This is a genomic window from Aeromonas sp. S12(2024), assembly GCF_041402305.1.
Taxonomy (GTDB): domain Bacteria; phylum Pseudomonadota; class Gammaproteobacteria; order Enterobacterales; family Aeromonadaceae; genus Aeromonas; species Aeromonas veronii.
The window spans coordinates 131,181-153,703 of sequence record NZ_JBGLRB010000011.1; the positions used below are offsets into that span (position 1 = coordinate 131,181).

20 protein-coding genes and 1 pseudogene are annotated in these 22,523 nt (G+C 61.4%); 12 read left to right on the plus strand and 9 right to left on the minus strand.

Annotated elements, in window-relative coordinates; genetic code table 11:
• The first annotated feature begins 119 nt into the window (after nucleotides 1-119).
• The 6 genes and pseudogenes from ACB035_RS12410 (at nucleotide 120) to ACB035_RS12435 (ending at nucleotide 6,608) form a co-directional block, all read left to right on the plus strand.
• Nucleotides 120-662, plus strand: coding sequence for a cupin domain-containing protein (locus ACB035_RS12410; protein ID WP_005339643.1), 543 nt, complete (start codon nucleotides 120-122; stop codon nucleotides 660-662).
• A 124-nt stretch (nucleotides 663-786) separates the two neighbouring features.
• On the plus strand, nucleotides 787-2,283 hold the full coding sequence (locus tag ACB035_RS12415; RefSeq protein WP_257691071.1) for an aldehyde dehydrogenase: 1,497 nt from the start codon (nucleotides 787-789) through the stop codon (nucleotides 2,281-2,283).
• A gap of 126 nt (nucleotides 2,284-2,409) precedes the next feature.
• A complete protein-coding gene (locus ACB035_RS12420) occupies nucleotides 2,410-2,580 on the plus strand; it encodes a hypothetical protein (protein WP_005341999.1) in 171 nt (56 codons plus the stop codon).
• Nucleotides 2,581-2,705: 125 nt separating this feature from the next.
• Complete coding sequence (gene rarD / locus ACB035_RS12425) at nucleotides 2,706-3,602, plus strand: EamA family transporter RarD (RefSeq protein WP_371167379.1); 897 nt, start codon at nucleotides 2,706-2,708, stop codon at nucleotides 3,600-3,602.
• A gap of 1,005 nt (nucleotides 3,603-4,607) precedes the next feature.
• Nucleotides 4,608-5,382, plus strand: a pseudogene (locus ACB035_RS12430) (methyl-accepting chemotaxis protein).
• 122 nt (nucleotides 5,383-5,504) lie between these two features.
• A complete protein-coding gene (locus tag ACB035_RS12435; RefSeq protein ID WP_371167380.1) occupies nucleotides 5,505-6,608 on the plus strand; it encodes a YeeE/YedE thiosulfate transporter family protein in 1,104 nt (367 codons plus the stop codon).
• Nucleotides 6,609-6,687: 79 nt separating this feature from the next.
• Here ACB035_RS12435 and ompA read toward each other — a convergent pair whose 3' ends face one another.
• Nucleotides 6,688-7,782 carry a porin OmpA gene (ompA, locus tag ACB035_RS12440; protein WP_371167381.1) on the minus strand — a complete coding sequence of 365 codons (1,095 nt, stop codon included), beginning with the start codon at nucleotides 7,780-7,782 and terminating at the stop codon, nucleotides 6,688-6,690.
• A 125-nt stretch (nucleotides 7,783-7,907) separates the two neighbouring features.
• A complete protein-coding gene (locus tag ACB035_RS12445; protein ID WP_005339629.1) occupies nucleotides 7,908-8,474 on the minus strand; it encodes a TetR/AcrR family transcriptional regulator in 567 nt (188 codons plus the stop codon).
• 76 nt (nucleotides 8,475-8,550) lie between these two features.
• Here ACB035_RS12445 and ACB035_RS12450 point away from each other — a divergent pair, with 76 nt between their 5' ends.
• The gene (locus ACB035_RS12450; RefSeq protein ID WP_076492734.1) at nucleotides 8,551-9,003 is read left to right on the plus strand and encodes an HPP family protein; all 453 of its coding nucleotides are present in this window, start codon (nucleotides 8,551-8,553) and stop codon (nucleotides 9,001-9,003) included.
• A gap of 43 nt (nucleotides 9,004-9,046) precedes the next feature.
• On the opposite strand, the gene ilvA is transcribed toward ACB035_RS12450, so the two are convergent.
• The 5 genes from ilvA to ilvG form a co-directional block, all read right to left on the minus strand.
• Nucleotides 9,047-10,567: a threonine ammonia-lyase, biosynthetic gene (ilvA, locus tag ACB035_RS12455; RefSeq protein WP_371167382.1), complete on the minus strand. Its 1,521-nt coding sequence runs from the start codon at nucleotides 10,565-10,567 to the stop codon at nucleotides 9,047-9,049.
• 3 nt (nucleotides 10,568-10,570) lie between these two features.
• Nucleotides 10,571-12,412: a dihydroxy-acid dehydratase gene (gene ilvD / locus ACB035_RS12460; protein WP_371167383.1), complete on the minus strand. Its 1,842-nt coding sequence runs from the start codon at nucleotides 12,410-12,412 to the stop codon at nucleotides 10,571-10,573.
• A 143-nt stretch (nucleotides 12,413-12,555) separates the two neighbouring features.
• Nucleotides 12,556-13,500 (minus strand): branched-chain amino acid transaminase, encoded by a 945-nt coding sequence (locus tag ACB035_RS12465; protein ID WP_371167384.1) that lies wholly within the window; start codon nucleotides 13,498-13,500, stop codon nucleotides 12,556-12,558.
• A 12-nt stretch (nucleotides 13,501-13,512) separates the two neighbouring features.
• On the minus strand, nucleotides 13,513-13,791 hold the full coding sequence (ilvM, locus tag ACB035_RS12470; protein ID WP_323970252.1) for an acetolactate synthase 2 small subunit: 279 nt from the start codon (nucleotides 13,789-13,791) through the stop codon (nucleotides 13,513-13,515).
• Nucleotides 13,788-15,434 (minus strand): acetolactate synthase 2 catalytic subunit, encoded by a 1,647-nt coding sequence (ilvG, locus tag ACB035_RS12475; RefSeq protein ID WP_106844320.1) that lies wholly within the window; start codon nucleotides 15,432-15,434, stop codon nucleotides 13,788-13,790. The genes ilvM and ilvG overlap by 4 nt, the downstream gene beginning before the upstream one ends.
• 384 nt (nucleotides 15,435-15,818) lie before the next feature.
• Between ilvG and ACB035_RS12480 the strand changes: the two genes are divergently transcribed.
• The 3 genes from ACB035_RS12480 (at nucleotide 15,819) to ACB035_RS12490 (ending at nucleotide 19,331) form a co-directional block, all read left to right on the plus strand.
• A complete protein-coding gene (locus ACB035_RS12480) occupies nucleotides 15,819-17,333 on the plus strand; it encodes a YifB family Mg chelatase-like AAA ATPase (RefSeq protein ID WP_106844321.1) in 1,515 nt (504 codons plus the stop codon).
• 126 nt (nucleotides 17,334-17,459) lie between these two features.
• Nucleotides 17,460-18,359, plus strand: a complete 900-nt coding sequence (locus tag ACB035_RS12485) for an acyltransferase (RefSeq protein ID WP_005339610.1) — start codon at nucleotides 17,460-17,462, stop codon at nucleotides 18,357-18,359.
• A 6-nt stretch (nucleotides 18,360-18,365) separates the two neighbouring features.
• Nucleotides 18,366-19,331: an acyltransferase gene (locus tag ACB035_RS12490; protein ID WP_371167385.1), complete on the plus strand. Its 966-nt coding sequence runs from the start codon at nucleotides 18,366-18,368 to the stop codon at nucleotides 19,329-19,331.
• Here ACB035_RS12490 and ACB035_RS12495 read toward each other — a convergent pair.
• Together ACB035_RS12495 and ACB035_RS12500 are read right to left on the minus strand one after the other, a co-directional pair.
• Nucleotides 19,256-19,762 (minus strand): DUF523 domain-containing protein, encoded by a 507-nt coding sequence (locus tag ACB035_RS12495; RefSeq protein WP_371167386.1) that lies wholly within the window; start codon nucleotides 19,760-19,762, stop codon nucleotides 19,256-19,258. The genes ACB035_RS12490 and ACB035_RS12495 overlap by 76 nt on opposite strands.
• Nucleotides 19,759-20,409, minus strand: coding sequence for a DNA mismatch repair protein MutT (locus ACB035_RS12500; RefSeq protein ID WP_371167387.1), 651 nt, complete (start codon nucleotides 20,407-20,409; stop codon nucleotides 19,759-19,761). Before ACB035_RS12500 ends, ACB035_RS12495 begins: the two co-directional genes overlap by 4 nt.
• A 74-nt stretch (nucleotides 20,410-20,483) precedes the next feature.
• Here ACB035_RS12500 and ACB035_RS12505 point away from each other — a divergent pair, with 74 nt between their 5' ends.
• Together ACB035_RS12505 and pncB are read left to right on the plus strand one after the other, a co-directional pair.
• The gene (locus ACB035_RS12505) at nucleotides 20,484-21,119 is read left to right on the plus strand and encodes a nicotinamidase (RefSeq protein WP_005357452.1); all 636 of its coding nucleotides are present in this window, start codon (nucleotides 20,484-20,486) and stop codon (nucleotides 21,117-21,119) included.
• A gap of 101 nt (nucleotides 21,120-21,220) precedes the next feature.
• A complete protein-coding gene (gene pncB, locus ACB035_RS12510) occupies nucleotides 21,221-22,399 on the plus strand; it encodes a nicotinate phosphoribosyltransferase (RefSeq protein ID WP_005339605.1) in 1,179 nt (392 codons plus the stop codon).
• Nucleotides 22,400-22,523: the final 124 nt, after the last annotated feature.

The window sequence follows — 22,523 nt, forward strand, 5'->3', positions numbered from 1 at the left end:
ATAAAAAAGGGCCCGTTATCGCCCTGTCTGGTGCCACCCCTAGCTAGACGCATCAGCAGGGTGGTATAAGATATTTAACACAATTTTAATAATAGTAAACAGTCAAGGAGTGTATATAGATGGATATCGGTCACCGCCTCAAGGCGGTTCGCACCAAGGCGGCCCTCTCCCAGCGCGAGCTGGCCAAGCGCTCCGGTGTGACCAACGGATTTATCTCCCAGATCGAGAAAAATCAGGTGAGCCCCTCTGTCGCCTCCCTGCGCAAGGTGCTGGAAGGCATCCCCATGTCGCTGGCCAGCTTCTTCACCGAAGAGACTGAAATGGGCACCGAAGTGATCTTCCGCGCCGCCGATATGCCGGATCTCGGCACGCATCCCATCAGCTACCGGCTGGTCGGGCACAGCCGAGCCAACCGCGCCATCGGCATGTTGCAGGAGGTGCTGCCACCTGGCGCCGACACCGGCGACGACATGCTGAGCCACGAGGGTGAAGAGTGCGGCATCGTCATCAAGGGCGAGGTTGAAGTGACCGTGGGCGAGCAGATCTACCTGCTGGGCGCCGGGGATGGCTACTACTTCGACAGCCGCACCCCCCACCGTTTTCGCAATAGCGGCGAGCAGGAATGCGTGCTGATTTCGGCCAACACCCCCGCCAGTTTCTGACATTCAGACGCGCATCGGCAGGGGCGCAATGTTTAATGAATTGTTACAAGATGGATTTACAAGCGGCTGGATGTTTAGCATATTGATACGCGGAAACTGACTTTTGCCGGTTCAAGGAGTGAACATGAGTGACCTGACCCTGGCCCAGTGGCAACACAAGGCCGCCCATCTGACCCTGCCCTCGCAAGCCTTTATCAACGGCAGCTATCGGGATGCCGTCAATGGCGCCACCTTCGATTGCATCAACCCGGCCAACGGCAAGCTGCTGACCAAAGTAGCGGCCTGCGATTCCGCCGATGCCGAACTGGCGGTACAGGCTGCGCGTGACGCCTTCAACGACAAGCGTTGGAGCGGCCTGCCGCCGAAACAGCGCAAACAGATCATGCAGCGCTTCGCCGAGCTGATGCGCCTCAACAAGGTTGAGCTGGCGCTGCTGGAGTCGCTGGATATGGGCAAACCCATCGGCGATGCCATGGGCTATGATGCCCCCGCCGCCGCCAACTGCATCGCCTGGAACGCCGAAGCGATCGACAAGATCTACGATCAAGTCGCCCCGGTCGAGGAGTCCGCCCTGGCACTGGTGACCCGCGAAGCGCTCGGAGTGGTTGCAGCCATAGTGCCGTGGAACTTCCCGCTGGTGATGGCCTGCTGGAAGCTGGGCCCGGCGCTCGCTACCGGCAACTCGGTTATTCTCAAGCCTTCCGAGAAATCTCCACTGACGGCCCTGCGTATCGCAGGTCTGGCCAAGGAGGCAGGTATTCCGGACGGCGTGTTCAACGTGCTGCCGGGCTTTGGTCATACCGTGGGCGAGGCGCTGGCCATGCATATGGATGTGGACTGCATCACCTTCACCGGCTCCACCAGGATCGGTAAACATCTGGTGGAGTGCTCCGGCAAGTCCAACCTCAAGCGCGCCTTTATGGAGTGCGGCGGCAAGAGCCCCAACATCATACTGGCGGATGCGCCGGATCTGGACGCAGCGGCCAAGAGCGCCGCTGGCGCCATCTTCTACAACCAGGGCGAGGTGTGCACCGCCGCCTCCCGCCTGCTGGTGCAAAACAGCATCAAACCGCAATTTATGGAGCGACTGCTGGCCCATGCCCGCGAGTGGATCTCGGCCAACCCGCTCGACCCTGCGACCCGTATCGGCGCCATGGTGGATCACATCCAGATGGAGCAGGTGCTGCGCTATATCGAGATTGGCAAGCAGGAGGGGGCCAAGCTGCTGCTGGGCGGCAACCGCACCAATATGGAGAGTGGCGGCTTCTATATCGAACCCACCATTTTCGACGACGTGACCCCGCAGATGCGCATCTTCCGCGAGGAGATCTTCGGCCCTGTGCTGGCGGTGACCGGCTTCGATACCCTGGAAGAAGCCATTGCGCTGGGCAACGACACCGACTATGGGCTGGCGGCGGCGATCTGGACGGCGGATCTCAACAAGGCGGTGAAAGGCTCGCGCGCCCTGCGCGCCGGTACCGTGTTCGTCAACAACTGGGACGGTGGTGACATGACCATGCCGTTTGGCGGCTTCAAACAGTCCGGCAACGGTCGCGACAAGTCACTTCATGCGCTGGAGAAGTACACCGAGCTGAAAAGCACCTGGATTCAGCTGGAATAACACGACAAAGCAGCACTATCGGATCAAAAAGGGGGAGAAATCCCCCTTTTGCATTTTTGGCCTTCCATCACCGGGCTCAATCCTTATAATGATAAAAAAGCCAACATGTTAAATATAAAGACAAAAATGCTATTTTTTCTGGGAAGCGTACTTTTTCTGGTGATCGGTTTGCCCCTGCTGTTCTTCGTGCTGGGGCACGGCGAGGCCTACGTGACCTGGGGCCCCTGGATCTCCGCCATCGCCCTGATGTTGTGGCTGTTGATGGACGTCGACAAGATCCGCCGCGGTAAAGGCTGACCGGCCAGCCACCCTCCTCCTATCCCTCAAACTTCGTTTATTCGCTTCTTTCCCCGCAAAAGGATCGCTACACTGATTTTTTGCGATGTTTTCCCGCATCCAACGCTTCAGTAAAGGTCATCCGCATGCCGCAACAGATCCAGCGTCAGGGCGTCATCTACGCCCTGTGCGCCTATACCCTTTGGGGCATAGCCCCCATCTATTTCAAGACCATCTCTGCCGTTCCGGCCGCCGAAATCCTGACCCACCGGATGATCTGGTCCTGCGTGCTGCTGATGGTACTCACCCAGGCAGGGCGCCAGTGGCACAAGGTGCAGGCGGTGCTGTGCCAGCCAAAAGTGTTGCTCACCCTGGCGTTTACCTCGGTCACCGTCGGCGGCAACTGGCTGCTGTTCATCTGGGCCATCAACAACGGCCATATGCTGGATGCCAGCCTCGGCTACTACATCAACCCGCTGTTCAACGTACTGTTGGGAATGGTGTTTCTGAGCGAGAAGCTGCGCCGCCTGCAGTGGTGGGCGGTGGCGCTGGCCTTTGCCGGCGTGGCCATCCAGCTTATCGCCTTTGGCTCCTTGCCCTGGATTGCGCTGGTGCTGGCGTCGAGTTTCGCCATCTATGGACTGGTGCGCAAAAAACTGGCCCTCGATGCTCTCACCGGTCTGCTGATCGAAACCATGATCATGCTGCCGCCAGCAGCCATCTATCTGTGGGGCTTTGCCGACAGCCCCACCAGCCATCTCACCCAGAACGACTGGCACCTCAACCTGCTGCTGATCGCCGCAGGCGCCGTCACCACGGCCCCCCTGCTCTGCTTCACCGCCGCCGCGACTCGGCTCAAGCTCTCCACCCTGGGCTTCTTCCAGTATATAGGCCCCAGCCTGATGTTTATCCTCGCAGTCACCCTCTATGGGGAAGCGCTGGCGATGGACAAACTGCTCACCTTTGCCTGCATCTGGAGCGCGCTGGTGCTGTTCAGTCTGGATGGGCTGCGCAGCGGCAAAGCCGCGCCAAGCCGGGCCTGACACCGCCTCACCACCAGCGACCCCGGCTCATCAGCCGGGGTTCTTTTTCGTGCCACCAGCGGCCTTCTGACTGCGACCTCCCCTTCTCCAGAGCCGACTCGCCATCAACAGACCACACCCGAGTCTCACTATCCCGCCAGAGAGCTATGCTATCCATGAACGGAGCCGAATGGAGGCAACATGCTCAAGCACATTCACGACAGATCCCTGCTTTTTGGTCAGGTTCTGGGGATCATGGTCATTATCACGCTGATCTCCATCAGCTTTTTCGGGCTTTATTCGGTCCGGAGCGCAGCCGATCAGATGGGACAGGGGAAGGATGTGGTAGCCGATATTCTGCCGCCGCCTCTCTACCTCATCGAATCCCAGTTGCAGGTCTACACCCTGCTCCATGCCAAACCGGAGGAGCGGGAGGCCCTGCTGCAAACCCTCACTCGACTGCAGCAAGAGTTCGAGAGCCGTAACCGCTTCTGGCAAGAGAGCAACCTGAACGAGCCCCTCAGGGAGCTGCTGCTGGGGGAGCAAAAAGTGCGGGGGGAGCTGTTCTGGCAGTTGCTCAACGACAAGTTTGTCCCCGCCATCAAGGCTGGGGATCTGGCGCAAGCGGGCGCGATTGCGGCGCGCCTGCACACCCTCTATAACGCCCACCGGCTAGGGGTGGACGCCACCGTCATCCGCGGTAACGAGTATGCCGCCGAGCAGATGGCCCATCTCGCCAACACAACCCGACTCTGCTACGGACTGCTGTTGTGCGCTGCACTACTGGGGGCCGGGCTCATCTTCTGGCTGGGACGCCCCACCCAACAGCGACTGCTGGCCGCAGGCAAGGCCACCGCCGCGATCGCCGAAGGGGAGTTGAACCGCCCCATGCCGGAGCCGGGCCTTGATGCCATCGGCGAGCTGATCCGCCAGATCGGGGCCATGCGTGACCAGCTGGCAACCCTGGTGGAATCGCTGCAACGCAGCGCCAGTACGCAGGATGATCGCGCCACCAGCCTGACCGCCATGGCACAACGGCACACCGATGACAGTCAGGCACAGGTCGGAGCGGCCCACCATATCGAACAGGCCATCGAACAGCTCACCCACTCCATTGAACAGGCGGGTAGCCAGCTGCATCAGGTGGGGGAGCAAACCCTGCAGTCAGCAGAGCGGGCACAAGAGGCGACACTCGCCATCCACACCGTGGAACAGGTGATCGGGGAGCAAGTCACGGGCGTGAAGCAGGTCTCCCATACCATTTCGGATCTGGCTGGCCTCTCGCAGCAGATTGCCGGGCTGGCGGGCGCCATTCACGATATTGCGGAGCAAACCAATCTGCTGGCGCTGAACGCCGCCATTGAAGGGGCGCGGTTTTGCCGTGGTGGCGGATGAAGTACGCTCGCTGGCGACCCGCACCGGCAGCGCCACCACCGAGATCAACACCATCATCGGCAAGATCCAGGATGTCAGCCTGCGCGCCGCCAGCGAGATGGATACCGAGCTGGCCCGGGTCGAACAGGCGGTCACTCACACGATGACAGCGCGCCAGAGCGTCGCCCGGATCGCGCAGAGCTGCGAGGAGATCAATCAGCGCATCGCTCAGGTCGATCAGTTGATGAGCGATGAGACCCGGCTGATACAAGGGATCCACCATCAGGTCGGCGAGATGTCGCGGTTGGCGGCCGAAGTCAATCAGAGCGCCAGCCACGCCGCCGAAGAGGCGACCATGGTCGCCCAGCACGCCCGCATCCTGACCTGGCAGACTCACCACTTCCATCTCGACACCACCCGCCATTGATCCCCGGCGCTGACGGGAGTCAGCGCCCCCCTTTTTCTCTGCATTGACTAAATGGGTAGCATTGGACTCCACGAGGGAATAGGATCCGCCCCTCTGAAAACCAACTGCAAGGATCAACAGACATGAATCGAAAATGGTCGCTCCCCATCGTGGCAATCGCGGGGGGAGCGTTACTCTGGCTTGGCAACACCTTTGGTATGAAATGGGCTCTGATGGCCCTGATCGGATTCGGCTTCACCCTCTCCTTTAGCCGTTTCGGCATCGTGTTCGGTTGGCGCGAAATGCTGACCAAGCGCAACAGTTACTATGTGCGGGTTCACCTGCTCACCATCGCCATCGAAATTCTGCTGTTCACCACCTTCCTCTCTTTTAGCCACGCCCTGTTTGGCGATGCCATGGTGGGTAACGTGATGGCTATCGGCATTCCTTTCATCGTCGGTGCCTTCCTGTTCGGCATCGGCATGCAGCTGGCAGGCGTCTGTGCCACCGGCACTCTTTATTGCTGCGGCGAGGGACAACCCCGCTTCTGGCTGGTGCTGATCTGCTACGGCATCGGCACCCTTATCAGCAACCAGTTCCGCCCCGAACTGGAGGCCACCTTCTCCAGCCATGTGGTGCTGGCCAAGGATTTGACCGGCAATATCTGGAGCGGCATGCTGCTCAACCTGGCGCTGGTCGCCGCGCTATTCCTGCTGTTTCGCAACAGCGAACTCAAGCGTACCGGCGAACTCAAGCCCCTCTTCAGCGGCGGCAATCTGTTCTGGCGCGATGGCCGCTTCACCGTGCTGACCGGCGGCATCATCATCGCCATACTCAACTCAACTGTCGTCGCCCTGCATGGCTCGGCCTGGACCATCACCGGCGCCGTCTATGACATGGCGCTGCGCGGCGCCTCCCTGTTCGGCCTGTTCGAGGGGAACCCGAAACTGGCCCAGCCACTCTTTATCAACCCCATGGTCGGCATGTTCTGGCTCGGTATTCTGGGGGCCATGCTGGCGCGCTGTTTGAGCGGTGGCGGCACCTTCGCCCCGATGCGGATCGGCAACAGTCTGGCCTCCATCATCGGCGGCCTGTTGATGGGGATGGGCGCCATGTACGCCGCCTGCAACCTCGGCGGCTTCTTCGATGGCACCGCCTCTGGCAGCCTGCATGGCTGGGTCTGGATGCTGATGGCCCTCGCTGGCAGCCTGATCGGCATCCGCCTGCGCCCGCTGTTCGGGCTCTGAGGCACGACATCGTAAACACCCCATAAGAAACGGGAGGCCAAGCCTCCCGTTTTTACCTTTATTGCTCCCGTCGCACTGCTTATTGGACAGGCTGGGAAACCCCTTCCAGATGAATTTCCACTCGGCGATCCGGTGCCAGACAGGCAATCAGCTCCTGCTTGGAGCGGCTGGCGCAGTTGTTGCCAGTAACCGGATTGGCCTTGCCACGCCCCTCGACTCGTACCTTGTCGGCATACAAGCCTTTGGATACCAGATAGCTGGCCACGCTCTGGGCCCGCTTCTCGGAGAGGACCAAGTTGTAGTTGTCGGAACCGATGCGGTCGGTATAACCGATGACAGTTGCGACGCCATCTTTCGGATTGGCCGCCACAATCTGGCTGAACAGGGCATCGAGCGCCTGATTGGCTGCCGGCTTCAGGGTCGCCTTGTTGAACTCGAACAGCACATCGGAACTCAGACTGAAGGTCTTGGGCTCAACCACGGCTACAGGTGCCGGTTCGGCGGCCGGAGCGGGCGCCGGTGCTACGACCTCGCCACCTTGCTGACCGAAGCGATAGAGCATTCCGAACGAAATCAGGCCGTTATCCATCTCGATGCCGGAGCGATCGAGAGAGGCATCTCCCAGCGGCGTGGTGTACTGGTACTCCAGACGGGCAGCCCAGTCACGATCGATGGCATATTCGGCACCCAGCGCACCAACGAAGGCGGCGCCATGCTTCTTGCCGGTCTCGCTGGTATTGGCGAAGCTAATCTCGCTATCCGTCCAGGCATAGGCACCGCCCAGTCGGCCATAAAGATCGAGCACATTCGTTGCCGGGAAGCTGATCTTCATGGTGGCCTGAATCATCTGACCTTTGGCTTCGGTATTGAGGGTATTGGCGCCAGTACCCGAAGTGGTGTCGTATTTGCCAAGCCAGTCATAGCCCAGCTCGAACCCCAGGTTGGGGTTGAGCTGGTAACCGGCGAACAGGCCCAGACCCAGATCATCCGTGTTCTCGCTGGTATTACCCAACGTCTGGGCAATCGACTCGGCATACTGGTTGTGGTCAACGCCATAGTAATTGGACCAACCGGCCTTGCCACCGACATACCAGGTATTGTCCTGAGCGGCGGCCTGCACGGCTCCGGCCGCCAGCAAACCACTGACCAATACGGCAAGCATGGATTTATTCATATTTTCGCCTCTGCAATAAGTCGTTATGGGCGCCTGAGTGCGCACTTTCCCTGTGTGAAGCCGTCAGGCGGCCTCTCCGCTATTCAGGGTATCCCATCCGAACGCAGCCTCAAATGACCAGCAGCTCAGGAGTGTGAAGCGGCCTGCATTATCGCGGTATCGTCGGTCAAAATGGTCTTTGCCAGCATTCTGGCCTGCTCCAGCGCCAGTGGCTGCTGATAGCTGTGAGCCATCACGATCGCCCCCTCCAGCAACAGGCAAAGCTCGGTAGCCTGTGCCAGAGAACAGTTGAGCTGGTTTATCACCCAGCCCAATAACGCCTGCTTGTGGGCCATCACCAGCTTGCGCACCGGATGGCGTGGGTCGGCAAACTCGGCGCTGGCGTTGATAAAGTTGCAGCCATAGAAATCAGAGCGGCCAAACCACTCTGCAAAACCGTCAAACAGCGCCTGCAGGCGAGCTTCACGTCCGCTCACATCGGCCAGCCGCTGGTCAAGCAAGGCGAAGAACTCCCGGTCACGAGCGAGCAGCACCTCCTCAATCAAGGCATCCTTGGTCGGGAAGTGGCGATAGAGGGTACGCTTGGTACTCCCCGCCTCGGCCCAGATGCGATCTATGCCGGTGGCATGAAAGCCATGACGGTTGAACAGACGGTAGGCCGTCGCCACCAGTTGTTGACGCTTCTCACTCATGATTTGCCTCTTGAAGTACACCGATCTGTCTACCTAATGTGCCTAATCAGTTCTGGCAAACCAAGAGGAAAGCATGATGACAAAATGGTATGGCCCGTTATGGGCAGGTGTGGGCGCCGCACTCACCATCGGCATATTGGGATGGCTCAATCTGAGCTGGCATGTCGCGCTAGTCATGGCACCTTTCGGGGCCAGCTGTGTGTTGTTGTTTTCCCTGCCAGATAGTCCGCTGGCGCGCCCCAAAAACGTGCTGGGCGGTCACCTGCTGACGGCCTGCGTCGGACTGGTTATCGGCCTGCTTCCACTCCCCGCTGAAGTGCAGATGGCTCTGGCAACCGGGCTGGCCATCGCCCTGATGCAGGGACTGAATATCCTCCATCCTCCAGCGGGCGCCAATCCCTTGCTGATCCTGATGACAGGACAAGAGCCAGCCTTCCTGTGGCAAACGGTACTACCCGGAACCCTGCTACTGATGGTGCTGGCTCATGGATTTCAATGGCTCAGACAGAAGTGGCCAATTGCAGCCTAAAAACAGAGGGAGGCCAACGCCTCCCTCTCTCCTCATCGCAGCATCAACTAGCCAGAAACAGCCGGTAGGCGGGGTCGTCGCTCACCTCTTTCCAGCCGTAGCCAATCTCGCGCAGGTAGTCGTGGAAGGCGGCTACGTCCTCGTCCGGCAGCTCGAAGGCGCAGAGCACACGGCCGTAGTCGGCACCGTGGTTGCGGTAGTGGAACAGGCTGATGTTCCAGCGACAGCCCAGGGTCTCGAGGAAGCGCATCAGGGCGCCCGGCTGCTCCGGAAACTTGAAGCTGTAGAGCCGTTCACCGAGGGGCCGGGCCGGGCGGCCGCCAATCATGTAACGCACGTGATTCTTGGCCAGCTCGCTCTCGGTCATGTTGACCACCGGATAGCCGTTCCCGCCGAGCTGATCGATGATCTGACCCAACTCGTCATCACCTCCGGTGAGGCGCACCGAGACGAACAGCGAGGCCTGCTCGGCATCGGCGTAGCGGTAGTTGAACTCGGTCACCATGCGGGGGCCAAGCTGACGGCAGAAGTCGAGGAAGGCCCCCTTGCGCTCGGGGATGGTCACCGCCAGCATGCCCTCGCGCTTCTCGCCAATCTCGCAGCGCTCCGACACGTAGCGCAGGCTGTGGAAGTTGACGTTGGCACCGGAGAGAATGGCCGCCATCCGGCCACCCCTGACCTGCTCCCGCTCGCTATAGGCCTTGAGGCCCGCCAGAGACAGGGCACCCGACGGCTCGGCGATGGCGCGGCAGTCGTCGAAGATGTCTTTCAGCGCGGCGCAGATCTGGTCGTTGGAGACGGTCACTACCTCGTCCAGATACTGGTTGCACAGGCGGAAGGTCTCCTCGCCGATACGCTTGACCGCCACCCCGTCGGCAAACAGCGAGACTCGCTCCAGATTGACCGGCTCGCCAGCCGCCATGGCAGCCTTGAGACAGGCGGACCCCTCCGCCTCCACCCCGATCACCTTCACATCCGGCAGCAGTTGCTTGATATAGACCGCCACCCCGGCGGCCAACCCGCCACCGCCCACCGGCACAAAGATGTGAGTGAGGTGGGTATCCTGCTCCAGCAGCTCCTTGCCGATGGTGCCCTGCCCGGCGATCACCTCAACGTCGTCAAACGGCGGGATCAGGGTGTAGCCCTCAAGCGTGGCGAGGCGGCGACTCTCGCCATAGGCCTCGTCGAAGCTATTGCCAAACAGCATGACGTTGCCGCCCTGACGGCGCACCGCGTCGATCTTGATGTCCGGCGTGGTCTTGGGCATCACGATGATCGCCTTGATACCGAGCTTGGTGGCCGACAGGGCGACTCCCTGCGCGTGGTTGCCAGCAGAGGCGGCGATAACGCCGCGCGCCTTCTGCTCCTCGGTCAGGGTAGCGATCTTGTGGTAGGCGCCGCGCAGCTTGAAGGAGTGGACCGGTTGCAGATCCTCCCGCTTCAGGCTGACGTGGTTGCCGAGCCGCTCGGAGAGTTTCTTCAGGGTTTGCAAGGGGGTGACCCGCGCCGCCTCGTAGACGGGGGAGAGCAGTACCTTGCGTAGATAATCCGCCGCAGAGACCATGATTTATTCCCCCAGCATCGAGCGATCGCGCACCGCGCCTTTATCGGCGCTGGTGGCGAACATGGCATAGGCGCGCAGGGCAAAGGAGACCTGACGCTGACGATCGAGCGGCTTCCAGCCACGGGCTTCCACGGCGACACGGCGGGCAGCCAGCACGCTGTCGGCCACCTCCAGCACCATGCTACGGGCCGGGATGTTGATGCTGATGATGTCGCCATCCTCCACCAGACCTATGGTGCCACCGGAAGCGGCCTCCGGCGAGACGTGGCCGATGGAGAGGCCCGAGGTACCGCCGGAGAAGCGGCCGTCGGTGATCAGGGCGCACGCCTTGCCGAGGCCCATAGATTTCAGATAGGTGGTGGGGTAGAGCATCTCCTGCATGCCCGGGCCCCCTTTCGGCCCTTCGTAGCGGATCACCACCACCTCGCCCGCTTTCACTGTGCCGTCGAGGATACCGCTCACCGCGCTCTCCTGGCTCTCGAATACCCGGGCCGGACCGCGGAAGGTGAGGTTCTCCTCATCTACCCCGGCGGTCTTGACGATGGCGCCATTGACCGCGAGGTTGCCGGAAAGCACGGCAAGGCCGCCCTCCTGGCTGTAGGCGTTGTCCAGCGAGCGGATGCAGCCCTCGGCGCGGTCCAGATCCAGCTCCGGCCAGCGGCAATCCTGACTGAACGCCCTAGTGGTGCGGATCCCGGCCGGCCCGGCGCGGTAGAAGTCCACCACCTCCTGACTGGGCTGGCGGCTGACATCATATTCATTGAGCTGCTCGACGAGGGAGCAACCCAGCACGGTACGGGCATCCCCATGCACCAGACCCGCTTTTTCCAGCTGGCCCAGAATGGCGACCACACCGCCGGCGCGGTGCACATCTTCCATATGGTACTTCTGGGTGGAGGGCGCCACCTTGCAGAGCTGCGGCACCTTGCGGGACATGCGGTCGATATCGGCCATGGTGAAGTCGACACCCGCCTCCTGCGCCGCCGCCAGCAGGTGCAGCACGGTATTGGTGGAGCCGCCCATGGCGATATCCAGCGCCATGGCATTCTCGAACGCCGCCTTGGTGGCGATGTTGCGCGGCAGGGCGGTCTCGTCATCCTGCTCATACCAGCGCTTGGCCAGGGTCACGATACGCTGGCCCGCCAGCTTGAACAGCTGCTCGCGATCGCTGTGGGTCGCCAGCATGGAGCCATTGCCCGGCTGGGAAAGGCCGAGCGCCTCGGTCAGACAGTTCATGGAGTTGGCGGTGAACATGCCGGAGCAGGAGCCACAGGTGGGGCAGGCGCTGCGCTCCACCTGTTCGCTCTGGGCGTCCGATACCTTGGGATCGGCGCCCTGGATCATGGCATCCACCAGATCCAGCTTGATGATCTGGTCGGAGAGCTTGGTCTTGCCCGCTTCCATCGGGCCGCCGGAGACAAAAATGACCGGGATATTGATGCGCAGAGCCGCCATCAGCATCCCCGGGGTGATCTTGTCGCAGTTGGAGATACAGACCATGGCGTCGGCGCAGTGGGCGTTGACCATATACTCCACCGAGTCTGCAATCAGCTCGCGCGATGGCAGAGAATAGAGCATGCCGCCGTGGCCCATGGCGATGCCGTCATCCACGGCGATGGTGTTGAACTCCTTGGCGACGCCGCCGGCGGCTTCGATCTCGCGGGCCACCAGTTGCCCCAAGTCCTTGAGATGGACGTGGCCCGGCACGAACTGGGTAAAGGAGTTGACCACGGCGATGATGGGTTTGCCGAAATCCTGATCGGTCATTCCGGTGGCACGCCACAGGGCGCGGGCCCCGGCCATGTTACGTCCGTGGGTGGTGGTGGCGGATCTCAACTTCGGCATGTCTCTACTCCCTGAATGCCCATATGGGCTCGATGCGTTATGCGGTGATGATACGAGTGGATCGGAATCGATCCTGGTGAAGGCTCCTCTGGGAAGCGCTCACCGGAAGCGACTCGGGGAGGCTCCGCGCCTCCCCTCTCTCATCAGTCGTTGACGGGCGTCAGCCAACCCCACTTGTCCTCGGTCTGGCCGCTGAACAGGCCGAAGAAGGCGTTTTGCAGCTGCTCGGTCACTGGGCCACGGCTGCCAGCGCCCACCTTCATCCGATCGACGGAGCGCACCGGGGTCACCTCGGCCGCCGTGCCAGTCATGAAGATCTCGTCTGCCACATAGAGCGCCTCACGGGGCAGTGCCTGCTCGCGCACCTCGTAACCAAGATCACGGGCCAGCGTCATGATGGTGTCGCGGGTGATGCCGGGCAGGATGGCGGCGGTAGCAGGCGGGGTGAACAGTACGCCGTTCTTCACCAGAAACAGGTTCTCCCCCGCCCCTTCGCTCAGATAGCCGTTCACATCCAGCGCCAGCCCCTCGGCGAAGCCGTTGCGCTTGGCTTCGCGGCTGATCAGCTGGGATGACAAATAGTTACCGCCCGCCTTGGCGCCGGTGGGAATGGTGTTGGGAGCGAGCCGGTTCCATGAGGTGACGCACACATCCACCCCATTTTTCAGCCCCTCTTCCCCCAGATAGGCGCCCCACGGCAGAGCCGCGATCATCAGATCTGCCTTGGCATCCAGCGGCGGATGCAGCCCCAGCCCCACGTTGCCGACAAAGGCCAGCGGGCGCAGGTAGCCGCTCTTCAGGCCGTTCTCGCGCACCACGGTGCGGCAGGCTTCATTCACGTCGGACTCGCTGTAGGGGACGTCCATCCAGTAGATCTTGGCGGAGTCGAACAGACGGCGGGTGTGCTCCTGCAGACGGAAGATGCAGGTGCCTTTGGGGGTATCGTAGGCGCGTACCCCCTCGAACACCGAGGAACCGTAGTGCAGGGCGTGGCTCATCACGTGCACCTGGGCATCCTGCCAGGACACCAGTTTGCCGTTGAACCAGATGTATTGGGGGTGAGTGGCGGATTGGGAAGGCTGTGACATTGGCTTGGCTCCTTAAGCTCTGATCCGGGGTTGCTGTTCCAGTGCATCGACCCGGGAGACGTCCACCAGCTTAACCAGCTGGCTCCACAACTGCTGGATGGGACGCACCGACTCGACAGTAACCGTGATCCGCAGCTGTTGGCAATCCTGCTCCATATTCAATGCGCAGAGAGCGAAGCCGCGGTGGCGCACCACCCGCAGCACCCGCTCCATCACTTCGGGTCTGGGCTGGGCGTGGATATGCAGGGTGTGCTGTGCAAATGCTGGCTGGGCAAGGGGGTGCGGGTTCATGGGCGTTGCTCCATCATCTGGTGATTGGCGACTCCCGGCGGAACCAGGGGCCAGACGTTTTCTTCCTCTGAAATGGCCACATGCAGCAGATAGGCGCCGTCGTGCGCCAGCAGGCGGTCAAGCGCAGGCGCGACCTCCTCCTTGCATGTGATGGTCTCGCCCTGAATGCCGAAAGCAGCAGCCAGGGCGACGAAATCGGGGTTGTCGGAGAGGATGGTCTCGCTGTAGCGGCCGTCGAAGAACAGCTCCTGCCACTGGCGCACCATGCCGAGGCGCTGGTTATCCAGCAGCACCATCTTCACCTTGAGCTGGGCGCGGCGGATGGTGCCGAGCTCCTGCACGTTCATCATGAAAGAGCCGTCACCGCTTACCAGCACCACTTCATCCTCCGGGCGCGACATCTTGGCACCGATGGCGGCGGGCAGACCAAAGCCCATGGTGCCGAGACCGGCGCTGGAGAGATGGTTGCGCGGGCTGGTGAAGCGCATATGCTGGGCCACCCACATCTGGTGCTGACCCACATCGCAGGCCACCACGCTGCTATCCGGTAGCCGGGTAGAGAGCTGCTTGAGCAGAGCCGGGGCATAGATGGCCTGACCCGGGTGATCGTAGCGAAATGCATATTCGCGGGCCATGGCGGCGCAGTGTTCACGCCAGGGGGCGATGTCGAGAGTCATGGCGAGGCGCGGCAGCACCTGTTTGAGATCCGTGGTGATACCCACCTCGGCAGCGCGGCGCTTGCCGAACTCGGCAGCATCCACATCGAGATGGATCACCTTGGCTTCAGGGGCGAACTCTTCCAGCTTGCCGGTCACCCGATCATCGAAACGGGCGCCCACCACCAGCAGCAGATCGCACTGCTGCACCGCATAGTTGGCGGCCTTGGCGCCGTGCATGCCGAGCATGCCGAGGTAAACGGGGCTATCGGGGTCGAGCGCGCCAATCCCCTTGAGAGTGGTGACCGCAGGCATGCCGGTGGCGGCGGCAAAGTCACGCAACTGCTGCTCGGCATTGGCCATGCCCACTCCGCCACCGACGTAGAGCACCGGACGCTCGGCGGCGGCCAGCAGGGTGCGGGCCGCGGCCAGATCCGAGGGGTTGAGCACCTCCGACTCTTCCACTGCAAACAGCGGGCTCTGGGCAGGCACGGCAGCCAGTTGCACATCCTTGGGGAGATCGATCAGCACAGGGCCGGGGCGCCCTTCGGTGGCGATAGCGAAAGCCTCTGCCAACACCCGCCCCAGGTCGGCGGCATCGGTCACCATGAAGGAGTGCTTGGTGCAGGAGAGGGACATGCCGAGCACGTCGACCTCCTGAAACGCATCGGTGCCGATGGCGGAACAGGGCACCTGACCGCTGATGGCCACCAGCGGCACCGAATCGAGCAGCGCCTCTGCCAGACCGGTCACCAGATTGGTGGCGCCGGGGCCGGAGGTGGCGATGCAGACGCCCACCTGACCGGAGGCACGGGCATAACCCACAGCCGCCATGGCAGCGCCCTGCTCGTGGCGGCAGAGCTGATGGGCCAGACCACCGTCATACAGGGCATCGTAGACCGGCATGATGGCCCCGCCCGGGTAACCAAACACCTGGGTCACACCCTGTTTTTTGAGAGCCTGTACCAAAAACTGCGCGCCGTTCATGTGGAAAATCCTGTCCTTTGGTCGAAAAAAAACCCCCGGGCTGTGAGGCTCGGGGGTCGCTTGTTTCGTTCTGTCCGGTGGTGGGTCTATCCCTTGTTCCGTGCAGCTAAACGAGCCCCGAGCGGTGAGATAATAATCACCACTAGGACCACAATAATGCTGACGAAACGGGAGGCCATGTTCATAGTTACAACCGGAAATCCTGTGAAATTTGGGCGGTTTCTACCGCGAATGGCTATTAGAACTAGCACGGTGATTTTTATTGGGCAAGCCTTTTTTCTGTGACAACCCACTGATTTTGGCTATTCCTCAGCCGGAACTCTGGAATAAAAAACCAACAACAAGCAGTTAGTCAGAACATATATCAACTCAAGGACGGGATTTATGTCATTAGCTGTGGTTTATAGCCGTGCCAGCCTCGGGATCGCGGCCCCGCAAGTTACAGTGGAAGTTCACCTCTCCAACGGCCTGCCCGCCTTCAACATGGTCGGCCTGCCGGAAACCTCGGTGAAGGAGTCGCGGGATCGGGTCCGCAGTGCCCTGCTCAACGGCAACTTCGAGTTCCCGAGCAAACACATCACAGTCAATCTGGCCCCCGCCGACCTACCCAAGGAGGGTGGCCGTTTCGATCTGGCTATCGCTATCGGTATTCTTGCCGCGTCCAAGCAGATACCGGCAAAATATCTGCTCGATCACGAATTTTTAGGGGAGTTGGCCCTGACAGGCGAAATTCGTCCCGTACTCGGGGTACTGCCTGCCGTACTCGCCTGCCGGGATGCGGGGCGCACCCTGCTGGTACCGCGGGAGAACGGCCCGGAAGCCTCTCTCATTCAGGATGCCGAGGTGCGCACCGCCCATCAGCTGCTGGCCGTCACCGCTTGGCTGGCGGGTCAGTACGAACTGCCGCTGCCGGCCCCCCAAAGCTCGGAGAGCCTGCCCGACGTACCAGATCTGCAGGATGTTATCGGCCAGTCTCAGGCCAAGCGGGCGCTGGAGATCGCCGCCGCCGGCAGCCACAACCTGCTGTTCATCGGCCCGCCCGGCACCGGCAAGAGCATGCTGGCGAGCCGATTGCCCGGCATCTTGCCGCCGCTGAGCGAGCAGGAGGCGCAGCAGACCGCCGCAATCCACTCCATCGGTGGCCTCACCCCGCGCGCCGGTCACTGGCACCACAGACCCTATCGCACGCCCCACCACAGTGCCTCAGCGGTGGCGCTGGTGGGCGGTGGCAGCCACCCGCGGCCCGGCGAAATTTCGCTGGCCCACAACGGGGTGCTGTTTCTCGACGAACTGCCCGAATTCGAGCGCAAGGTGCTCGACTCCCTGCGTGAGCCGCTGGAGACGGGCCACATCACCATCAGCCGGGCCGCCCGCCAGGTGGATTTTCCCGCCCGCTTCCAGCTGGTCGGCGCCATGAATCCCAGCCCCTGCGGCCACTATGGCGACGGCCAGACCCGCTCCAGCCCGGATCAGATCCTGCGCTACCTCGGCAAACTCTCCGGCCCCTTTCTCGACCGCTTTGACCTGACGGTGGAGGTGCCGCTGCTGCCCAAGGGGAGCCTGACCGGCAAGGCGGAGCGGGGGGAGTCTAGTCAGCAGATCCGCGATCGAGTGCTGGCGGCGCGAGAGCGCATGCTGAGCCGTAACGGCAAGCTCAACAACCTGCTGGATAGCCGTGAGATAGAGGATATTTGCCGCTTATCGGCGCAAGATGCCGAATTTTTGGAGAATGCCATCCAGAAGCTGGGGCTCAGCATCCGGGCCTGGCATCGCATCCTGCGGGTGTCACGCACCATCGCCGATCTGGCCGGACAACCCGCCATCGGCAAGGAGCATCTTATCGAGGCACTCGGTTACAGGGCCATGGACAGGCTGCTGTCGCGACTGCGCAGCAGTTGACAGAAGGGAAAGGGTGAGTCCGACACCGTAACGGCCCTGAATGGTCTCACGGGCAATCGGCTGATATTATGGCCACAGATCTGACCACTTGATGGCCCTTTATCGACAGCAAGACGGACCCGACTCATGCCCAACAAGCTGACAGAGCGACTGCGCGGCAGCCTCTCCACCCTGCTCTATTTTTTCAACACCCTCTTCTGGTTTGTCCCCATCTTCTCGCTGGGTCTGCTCAAGCTCCTGCTCCCCCTCAAGGGGTGGCGCACCCTCTGCAACTGGCTGCTCGATGGCTGTGCCAGCTGCTGGATCGGTTTCAACAATCTGATCCAGAAAACCATCATCAAAACCCCTTTCGAGGTGGTCGGAGTGGACAAAGGGCGCCGGAATGAGTGGTATATGGTGATTGCCAACCATCAATCCTGGGTCGACATACTGGTACTGCAGCGGGTTTTTAACCAAAAAATCCCCTTCCTGAAGTTTTTCCTCAAGAAAGAGCTGATTTGGGTACCTTTTCTCGGTCTGGCATGGTGGGCGCTCGACTTCCCCTTCATGCGGCGATATTCCAGGAAATTTCTGGAAAAGCATCCCCATCTGAAGGGAAAAGACATTGAAACAACCCGTAAAGCCTGTGCCAGGTTCCGCCACATTCCGGTGAGTGTGATGAACTTCGTCGAAGGCACCCGCTTCACCAAGGGCAAACATCAGAAGCAGGGTTCGCCCTATCGTCACCTGCTCCACCCGAAAGCAGGCGGCATCGCCTTTACCCTGGCAGCCATGGGTGACCAGTTGCATCAACTGGTGGATGTCACCATCGCCTATCCGGACGGCATCCCCAGCTACTGGGACTTCATGTGTGGCCGGGTCGGGCAAATCAAGGTTCAGGTCCGCTATTTGCCGATCGACCGCAAACTGGTGGGGGATTACTTCAATGACCCCGAGTTCCAACAAGAGTTTCAACAGTGGTTGAACGGGATCTGGCACGAAAAGGACCAGACCCTGAGCCAACTGCTGGCAACCAAGGCGCAGTAAACATTCATGCTATCCCTGCTTCCCGGCCCGCTGGTGCTGATCATCAGTGCGGGCCTGACCATCCTTTTCACCGCCTTGTGCGCCAGTCTGATCCTGCTGGTGTCGCTGGCCAAACTGCTGCTGCCGATCCCGGCCTTTAGCCGCGCCTGCAGCCGCCTCAACAACCGCTTCATGCGCCTGTGGCTAGCCTGCAATGCGCTGGTGATCCGCCTCACCACCCGCATCGACTGGCAGGTGGAGGACAATACCAAGCTGCGCAAGGATGGCTGGTATCTCATCATCAGCAACCATATGAGCTGGACTGATATCGTGGTGCTCGGCCACCTGTTCCGGGATCGGCTGCCGGTGCCCAAGTTCTTTATGAAGCACGAGCTGATCTACATCCCGCTGCTGGGGCTCGCCTGCTGGGGGCTCGATATGCCCTTTATGCGTCGCTACTCACGGGAGTTTTTGCTGAAGAACCCGCACCTGCGCGGCAAGGATATCGAGACCACCCGCAACGCCTGCGAGAAGTTCCGCCACATCCCCACTACCGTCATCAACTTCGTGGAAGGGACCCGTTTCACCGAGCAGAAACGGGATGCGGCCCGCTCCCGCTATCGTCACCTGATGCCGCCCAAGGCGGCAGGACTGGCCTTTACACTGGCGGCGATGGGCGAGCAGTTCGACAGCCTGATCAATGTCACCATCCGCTATCCGGACAACGCCGAGACCCCGTTCAAGGACTTCCTGATGGGACGGGTAAAACGCATTCAGGTGCGGATTGAGGAGCTGCCAGTGAATGAGCAGCTGATAGGAGATTACTTCAACGACAAGCAGTTCAAGCGCGGTTTTCAGGAGTGGCTAAACCAGCGCTGGCAGGAGAAGGACGAGGTGCTGGAGGGGTGGCAGAGCGGTCAGGCGCCGCTACCGGTTGCCGCCAAATCCGGGGAGGAATCCAAAGAGAGCGCAGAAGCCAACTCGGCCAACTGATTTTCGGAAAAGACAGCAATCCCGTGGCGGCGCAGCAGGGCGGTGGTCTTGCCCTCGCCAGCCACAGAAACACCTTCGAAGCGGCCGTTATAGATACGGCCGCTGCCACATGAGGGGCTCCCCTCTTTCAGCAGGGCGAAGCGAATGCCCTGCGTCTGACAGATTTCCAGCGCCAGCTCGGCGCCGCGATCAAACTCTTCAGTCACATCCAGTCCGCTCGCCGTCACTACCCGCTCGCCCTGCCGCTCGGCAGGAAGGCGCGGGGTCGGCAGACCGCCCGCCACTTCGGGGCAGAAGGCCAGCGCCCGTCCTTCGGCTCCCAGCGCACTCAGCCAGTCGCTGACGATCCCCTTGCTCTGACCGTCGTAACGCACCGGCTGACCCAGCAAGCAGGCACTCACCAGCACCTTGTGCACGCCGGTCTCACTCATGCTTCCGCTCCATGCATCACCTGATCGAACATCACGCAGCAGGGACTCTCTAACCGGTAGAGAATAGCGGGGCGCTGTTTGCCGGTGCGCTTGCGGCCGGTGTCTACAAGAATGTCGGCGCGATGGATCCGCTTGCGAAATGCCGCCGTATTCATGGGGGTCTGCAGGATGATTTCGAAGGCGCGCTGCACCTCGGAGAGGGTGAACTCGGGCCCCAGCAGTTGCAGCGGCAGGGTGCTGTAGCGGCTCTTAATCCGCAGCCGCTCCAGCCCCTTGGCGATAAGCTGGACATGGTCGAAGGCGAGGCTCAGCCCCGGCAGGTTGGCGAGTGGATGCCAGCAGCCGTGGATCGCCTCCACTTCCGGATCCACCAGACAGAGATAGACCAGGGTCGTGGACCAGCCGCGGGGATCCCGCTCCAGATTGCCGAGGGTGCAGACCTGCTCGCTGTAGCAGTGACCGAGCCCCCACTCCGCCAGCAGACGGCGCTGGGCGGCATCCAGATCCCGATCCCGGGTCTCGTCGATGCGCAGCGCCGGCAGTTGCCAGCAGTGGGCAAAGGGGGGGTGATCGCGGGTCTCGAGGAGCAGCTCGAGCCGCTCCTCATGCAACCGCAGCACCACCATATCCAGACTCATTCTCAGCATGCCGATCGCCCTGCTCGCCTTCCATTAATGTTTGGTAGATAATATCACACGAATAGTATGTGCAGGAGCCAATCATGGGAACCGTCGCCAGCCTGGATATTGATGCGCAGAAGGGCTTTACCCCCCTCTGCCCGAACGAACTGCCCGTTGCGGGCGGTGATGATATTGTGGCTGCGCTCAACGCTCAGGCCACCCTCGCCACGCTGCGGATCGGCAGCAAGGACTCTCACCCTGCCAATGCCGACTGGGCCGTCTCTGACCCCGCTGGCATGCTGCTGCCGCTGGATCTGCCCAACGCCGACCTCACCTGGCCGGTGCACTGCGTACCGGGCAGCAAGGGCTTCGAGCTGCTCGACGGCCTGCCCGCTCCCATCGACTATGACTTCTTCGTCTGGAAGGGGGTCGAACCGGATCTCCATCCCTACGGCACCTGCTTCCACGACCTGGCCGAACGGCGCAGCACCGGACTCATCGAATTCCTGCAAGCCCGCAAGGTCGATACCGTACTGGTCGGCGGCCTCGCCACCGACTACTGTGTCAAAACCAGCGTGCTGCAACTGCGCCGCGCCGGTTTCCGGGTGATCGTCCATCTCGATGCCTGCCGTGGCATCGCCCCCGCGACGGTTGCCAGCGCCCACACCCAGATGATCGAGGCAGGGGCCGAACTGGCCCAGACCCTGATCGATGTACAACGCCTGCTGGACGCCTGATATGCCACCGATTCTTACCAGCCTGCTCGATACCGACGCCTGCACGTTACATATGCGGCAGGGGAGCTCCATCGTGCTCACCAGTCTGCGAGGAGCCTGATATGCCCCCAATCCTCACCAGCCTGCTCGACACCGATGCCTACAAGCTGCATATGCAGCAGGCGGTGTTCCATCGCTATCCGGATGCCGAGGTGGTGGCCGAGTTTCACAGCCGCAATGAAGAGGATCTGCTGCCCATGATGGGGCAGATCGAGGAGCAACTGCGCCTCGCCGGTTCCCTGCGACTGACCAAGCCAGAGCTCGATTTTCTGGCCGAACGCCCCTTCTTCACCCCTGACTACCTCGACCACCTGCGCCGCAAGCCGCTCGATGCCTCCCTGCTCAAGGTGTTCGAGCAGGATGGCCGCATCAATGTGCGGGTCGAGGGCCCCTGGCAGGATGTGATCCTGTGGGAGATCCCGGTGCTCGCCATCATCAGCGAGATGCGCAACCGCTTCCGCTACCCCCAGTTCGGCGTCAGCCATGCGCTGGAGCGGCTCGATCAGAAGATCGACAAGCTGGAGAAGGAGCTGAGCAGCGATGAGATGAGCGAGTTCAACCTCATCGACTTCGGCACCCGCCGCCGCTTCTCTCACGCGGTACAGGATGCGGTAGTGGGTCGCCTCAAGGAGCGGCTGCCGGCGTTTCGCGGCACCAGCAACTACATGCTGGCCCAGAAGTACAAGCTGCCCGCGGTCGGCACCCAGGCCCATGAGTGGTTCCAGGCGCACCAGCAGCTCGGCTTCCCGCTGGAACACAGCCAGCGCGCTGCCCTCACCAGCTGGCTGGACGAGTTCACCGACCATCTCGGCATCGCCCTGACCGACTGCATCACCATGGATGCCTTCCTGCGGGACTTCGACTTCGAGCTGGCCAGCAGCTATCAGGGCTTGCGCCACGACTCCGGCGATCCCGTAGTGTGGGGCGAGAAGGCGATCAGCCACTATCAGCGGCTCGGCATCGATCCTACCGACAAGACCCTGGTCTTCTCCGACGGGCTCAACCTCGACAAGGCGGTGCAGCTGTTCCGCCACTTCCGTGGCCGCATCAATACCAGCTTCGGCATCGGCACCAAGCTCACCTGCGATCTGCCCGGTGTCAGCCCGATGAACATCGTCTTCAAGCTGATCGAGTGCAATGGCGGCCCGGTCGCCAAGATCTCCGACAGCCCGGGCAAGACCCTCTGCCGGGATGCGGAGTTTATCCGCAACCTCAAACAGGCGTTCCACGTCGGGGTCTGATCTTCGAGATCGCCATGTCTAGTCCTGAAATAGGTTTACACATTTTCAACTAGCATTTTTCTACTCAGAATCCCCTATGTACCGCATCGGGGGTTCTGTATTTCAACGCATGATGCGGCCGCTC

What these genes read in the sequence shown, in the direction of transcription:
- ilvA (WP_371167382.1), bottom strand. Translation starts at nt 10,567, where the DNA reads ATGGTCTCTGCGGCGGATTATCTACGCAAGGTACTGCTCTCCCCCGTC.
- ACB035_RS12505 (WP_005357452.1), top strand. Translation starts at nt 20,484, where the DNA reads ATGGGAACCGTCGCCAGCCTGGATATTGATGCGCAGAAGGGCTTTACC.
- ACB035_RS12420 (WP_005341999.1), top strand. Translation starts at nt 2,410, where the DNA reads ATGCTATTTTTTCTGGGAAGCGTACTTTTTCTGGTGATCGGTTTGCCC.
- ACB035_RS12465 (WP_371167384.1), bottom strand. Translation starts at nt 13,500, where the DNA reads ATGTCACAGCCTTCCCAATCCGCCACTCACCCCCAATACATCTGGTTC.
- ACB035_RS12495 (WP_371167386.1), bottom strand. Translation starts at nt 19,762, where the DNA reads ATGAGTGAGACCGGCGTGCACAAGGTGCTGGTGAGTGCCTGCTTGCTG.
- pncB (WP_005339605.1), top strand. Translation starts at nt 21,221, where the DNA reads ATGCCCCCAATCCTCACCAGCCTGCTCGACACCGATGCCTACAAGCTG.
- ACB035_RS12410 (WP_005339643.1), top strand. Translation starts at nt 120, where the DNA reads ATGGATATCGGTCACCGCCTCAAGGCGGTTCGCACCAAGGCGGCCCTC.
- ilvG (WP_106844320.1), bottom strand. Translation starts at nt 15,434, where the DNA reads ATGAACGGCGCGCAGTTTTTGGTACAGGCTCTCAAAAAACAGGGTGTG.
- ACB035_RS12435 (WP_371167380.1), top strand. Translation starts at nt 5,505, where the DNA reads ATGAATCGAAAATGGTCGCTCCCCATCGTGGCAATCGCGGGGGGAGCG.
- ilvD (WP_371167383.1), bottom strand. Translation starts at nt 12,412, where the DNA reads ATGCCGAAGTTGAGATCCGCCACCACCACCCACGGACGTAACATGGCC.
- ACB035_RS12500 (WP_371167387.1), bottom strand. Translation starts at nt 20,409, where the DNA reads ATGCTGAGAATGAGTCTGGATATGGTGGTGCTGCGGTTGCATGAGGAG.
- ACB035_RS12490 (WP_371167385.1), top strand. Translation starts at nt 18,366, where the DNA reads ATGCTATCCCTGCTTCCCGGCCCGCTGGTGCTGATCATCAGTGCGGGC.
- rarD (WP_371167379.1), top strand. Translation starts at nt 2,706, where the DNA reads ATGCCGCAACAGATCCAGCGTCAGGGCGTCATCTACGCCCTGTGCGCC.
- ACB035_RS12415 (WP_257691071.1), top strand. Translation starts at nt 787, where the DNA reads ATGAGTGACCTGACCCTGGCCCAGTGGCAACACAAGGCCGCCCATCTG.
- ACB035_RS12485 (WP_005339610.1), top strand. Translation starts at nt 17,460, where the DNA reads ATGCCCAACAAGCTGACAGAGCGACTGCGCGGCAGCCTCTCCACCCTG.
- ACB035_RS12450 (WP_076492734.1), top strand. Translation starts at nt 8,551, where the DNA reads ATGACAAAATGGTATGGCCCGTTATGGGCAGGTGTGGGCGCCGCACTC.
- ilvM (WP_323970252.1), bottom strand. Translation starts at nt 13,791, where the DNA reads ATGAACCCGCACCCCCTTGCCCAGCCAGCATTTGCACAGCACACCCTG.
- ACB035_RS12480 (WP_106844321.1), top strand. Translation starts at nt 15,819, where the DNA reads ATGTCATTAGCTGTGGTTTATAGCCGTGCCAGCCTCGGGATCGCGGCC.
- ACB035_RS12445 (WP_005339629.1), bottom strand. Translation starts at nt 8,474, where the DNA reads ATGAGTGAGAAGCGTCAACAACTGGTGGCGACGGCCTACCGTCTGTTC.
- ompA (WP_371167381.1), bottom strand. Translation starts at nt 7,782, where the DNA reads ATGAATAAATCCATGCTTGCCGTATTGGTCAGTGGTTTGCTGGCGGCC.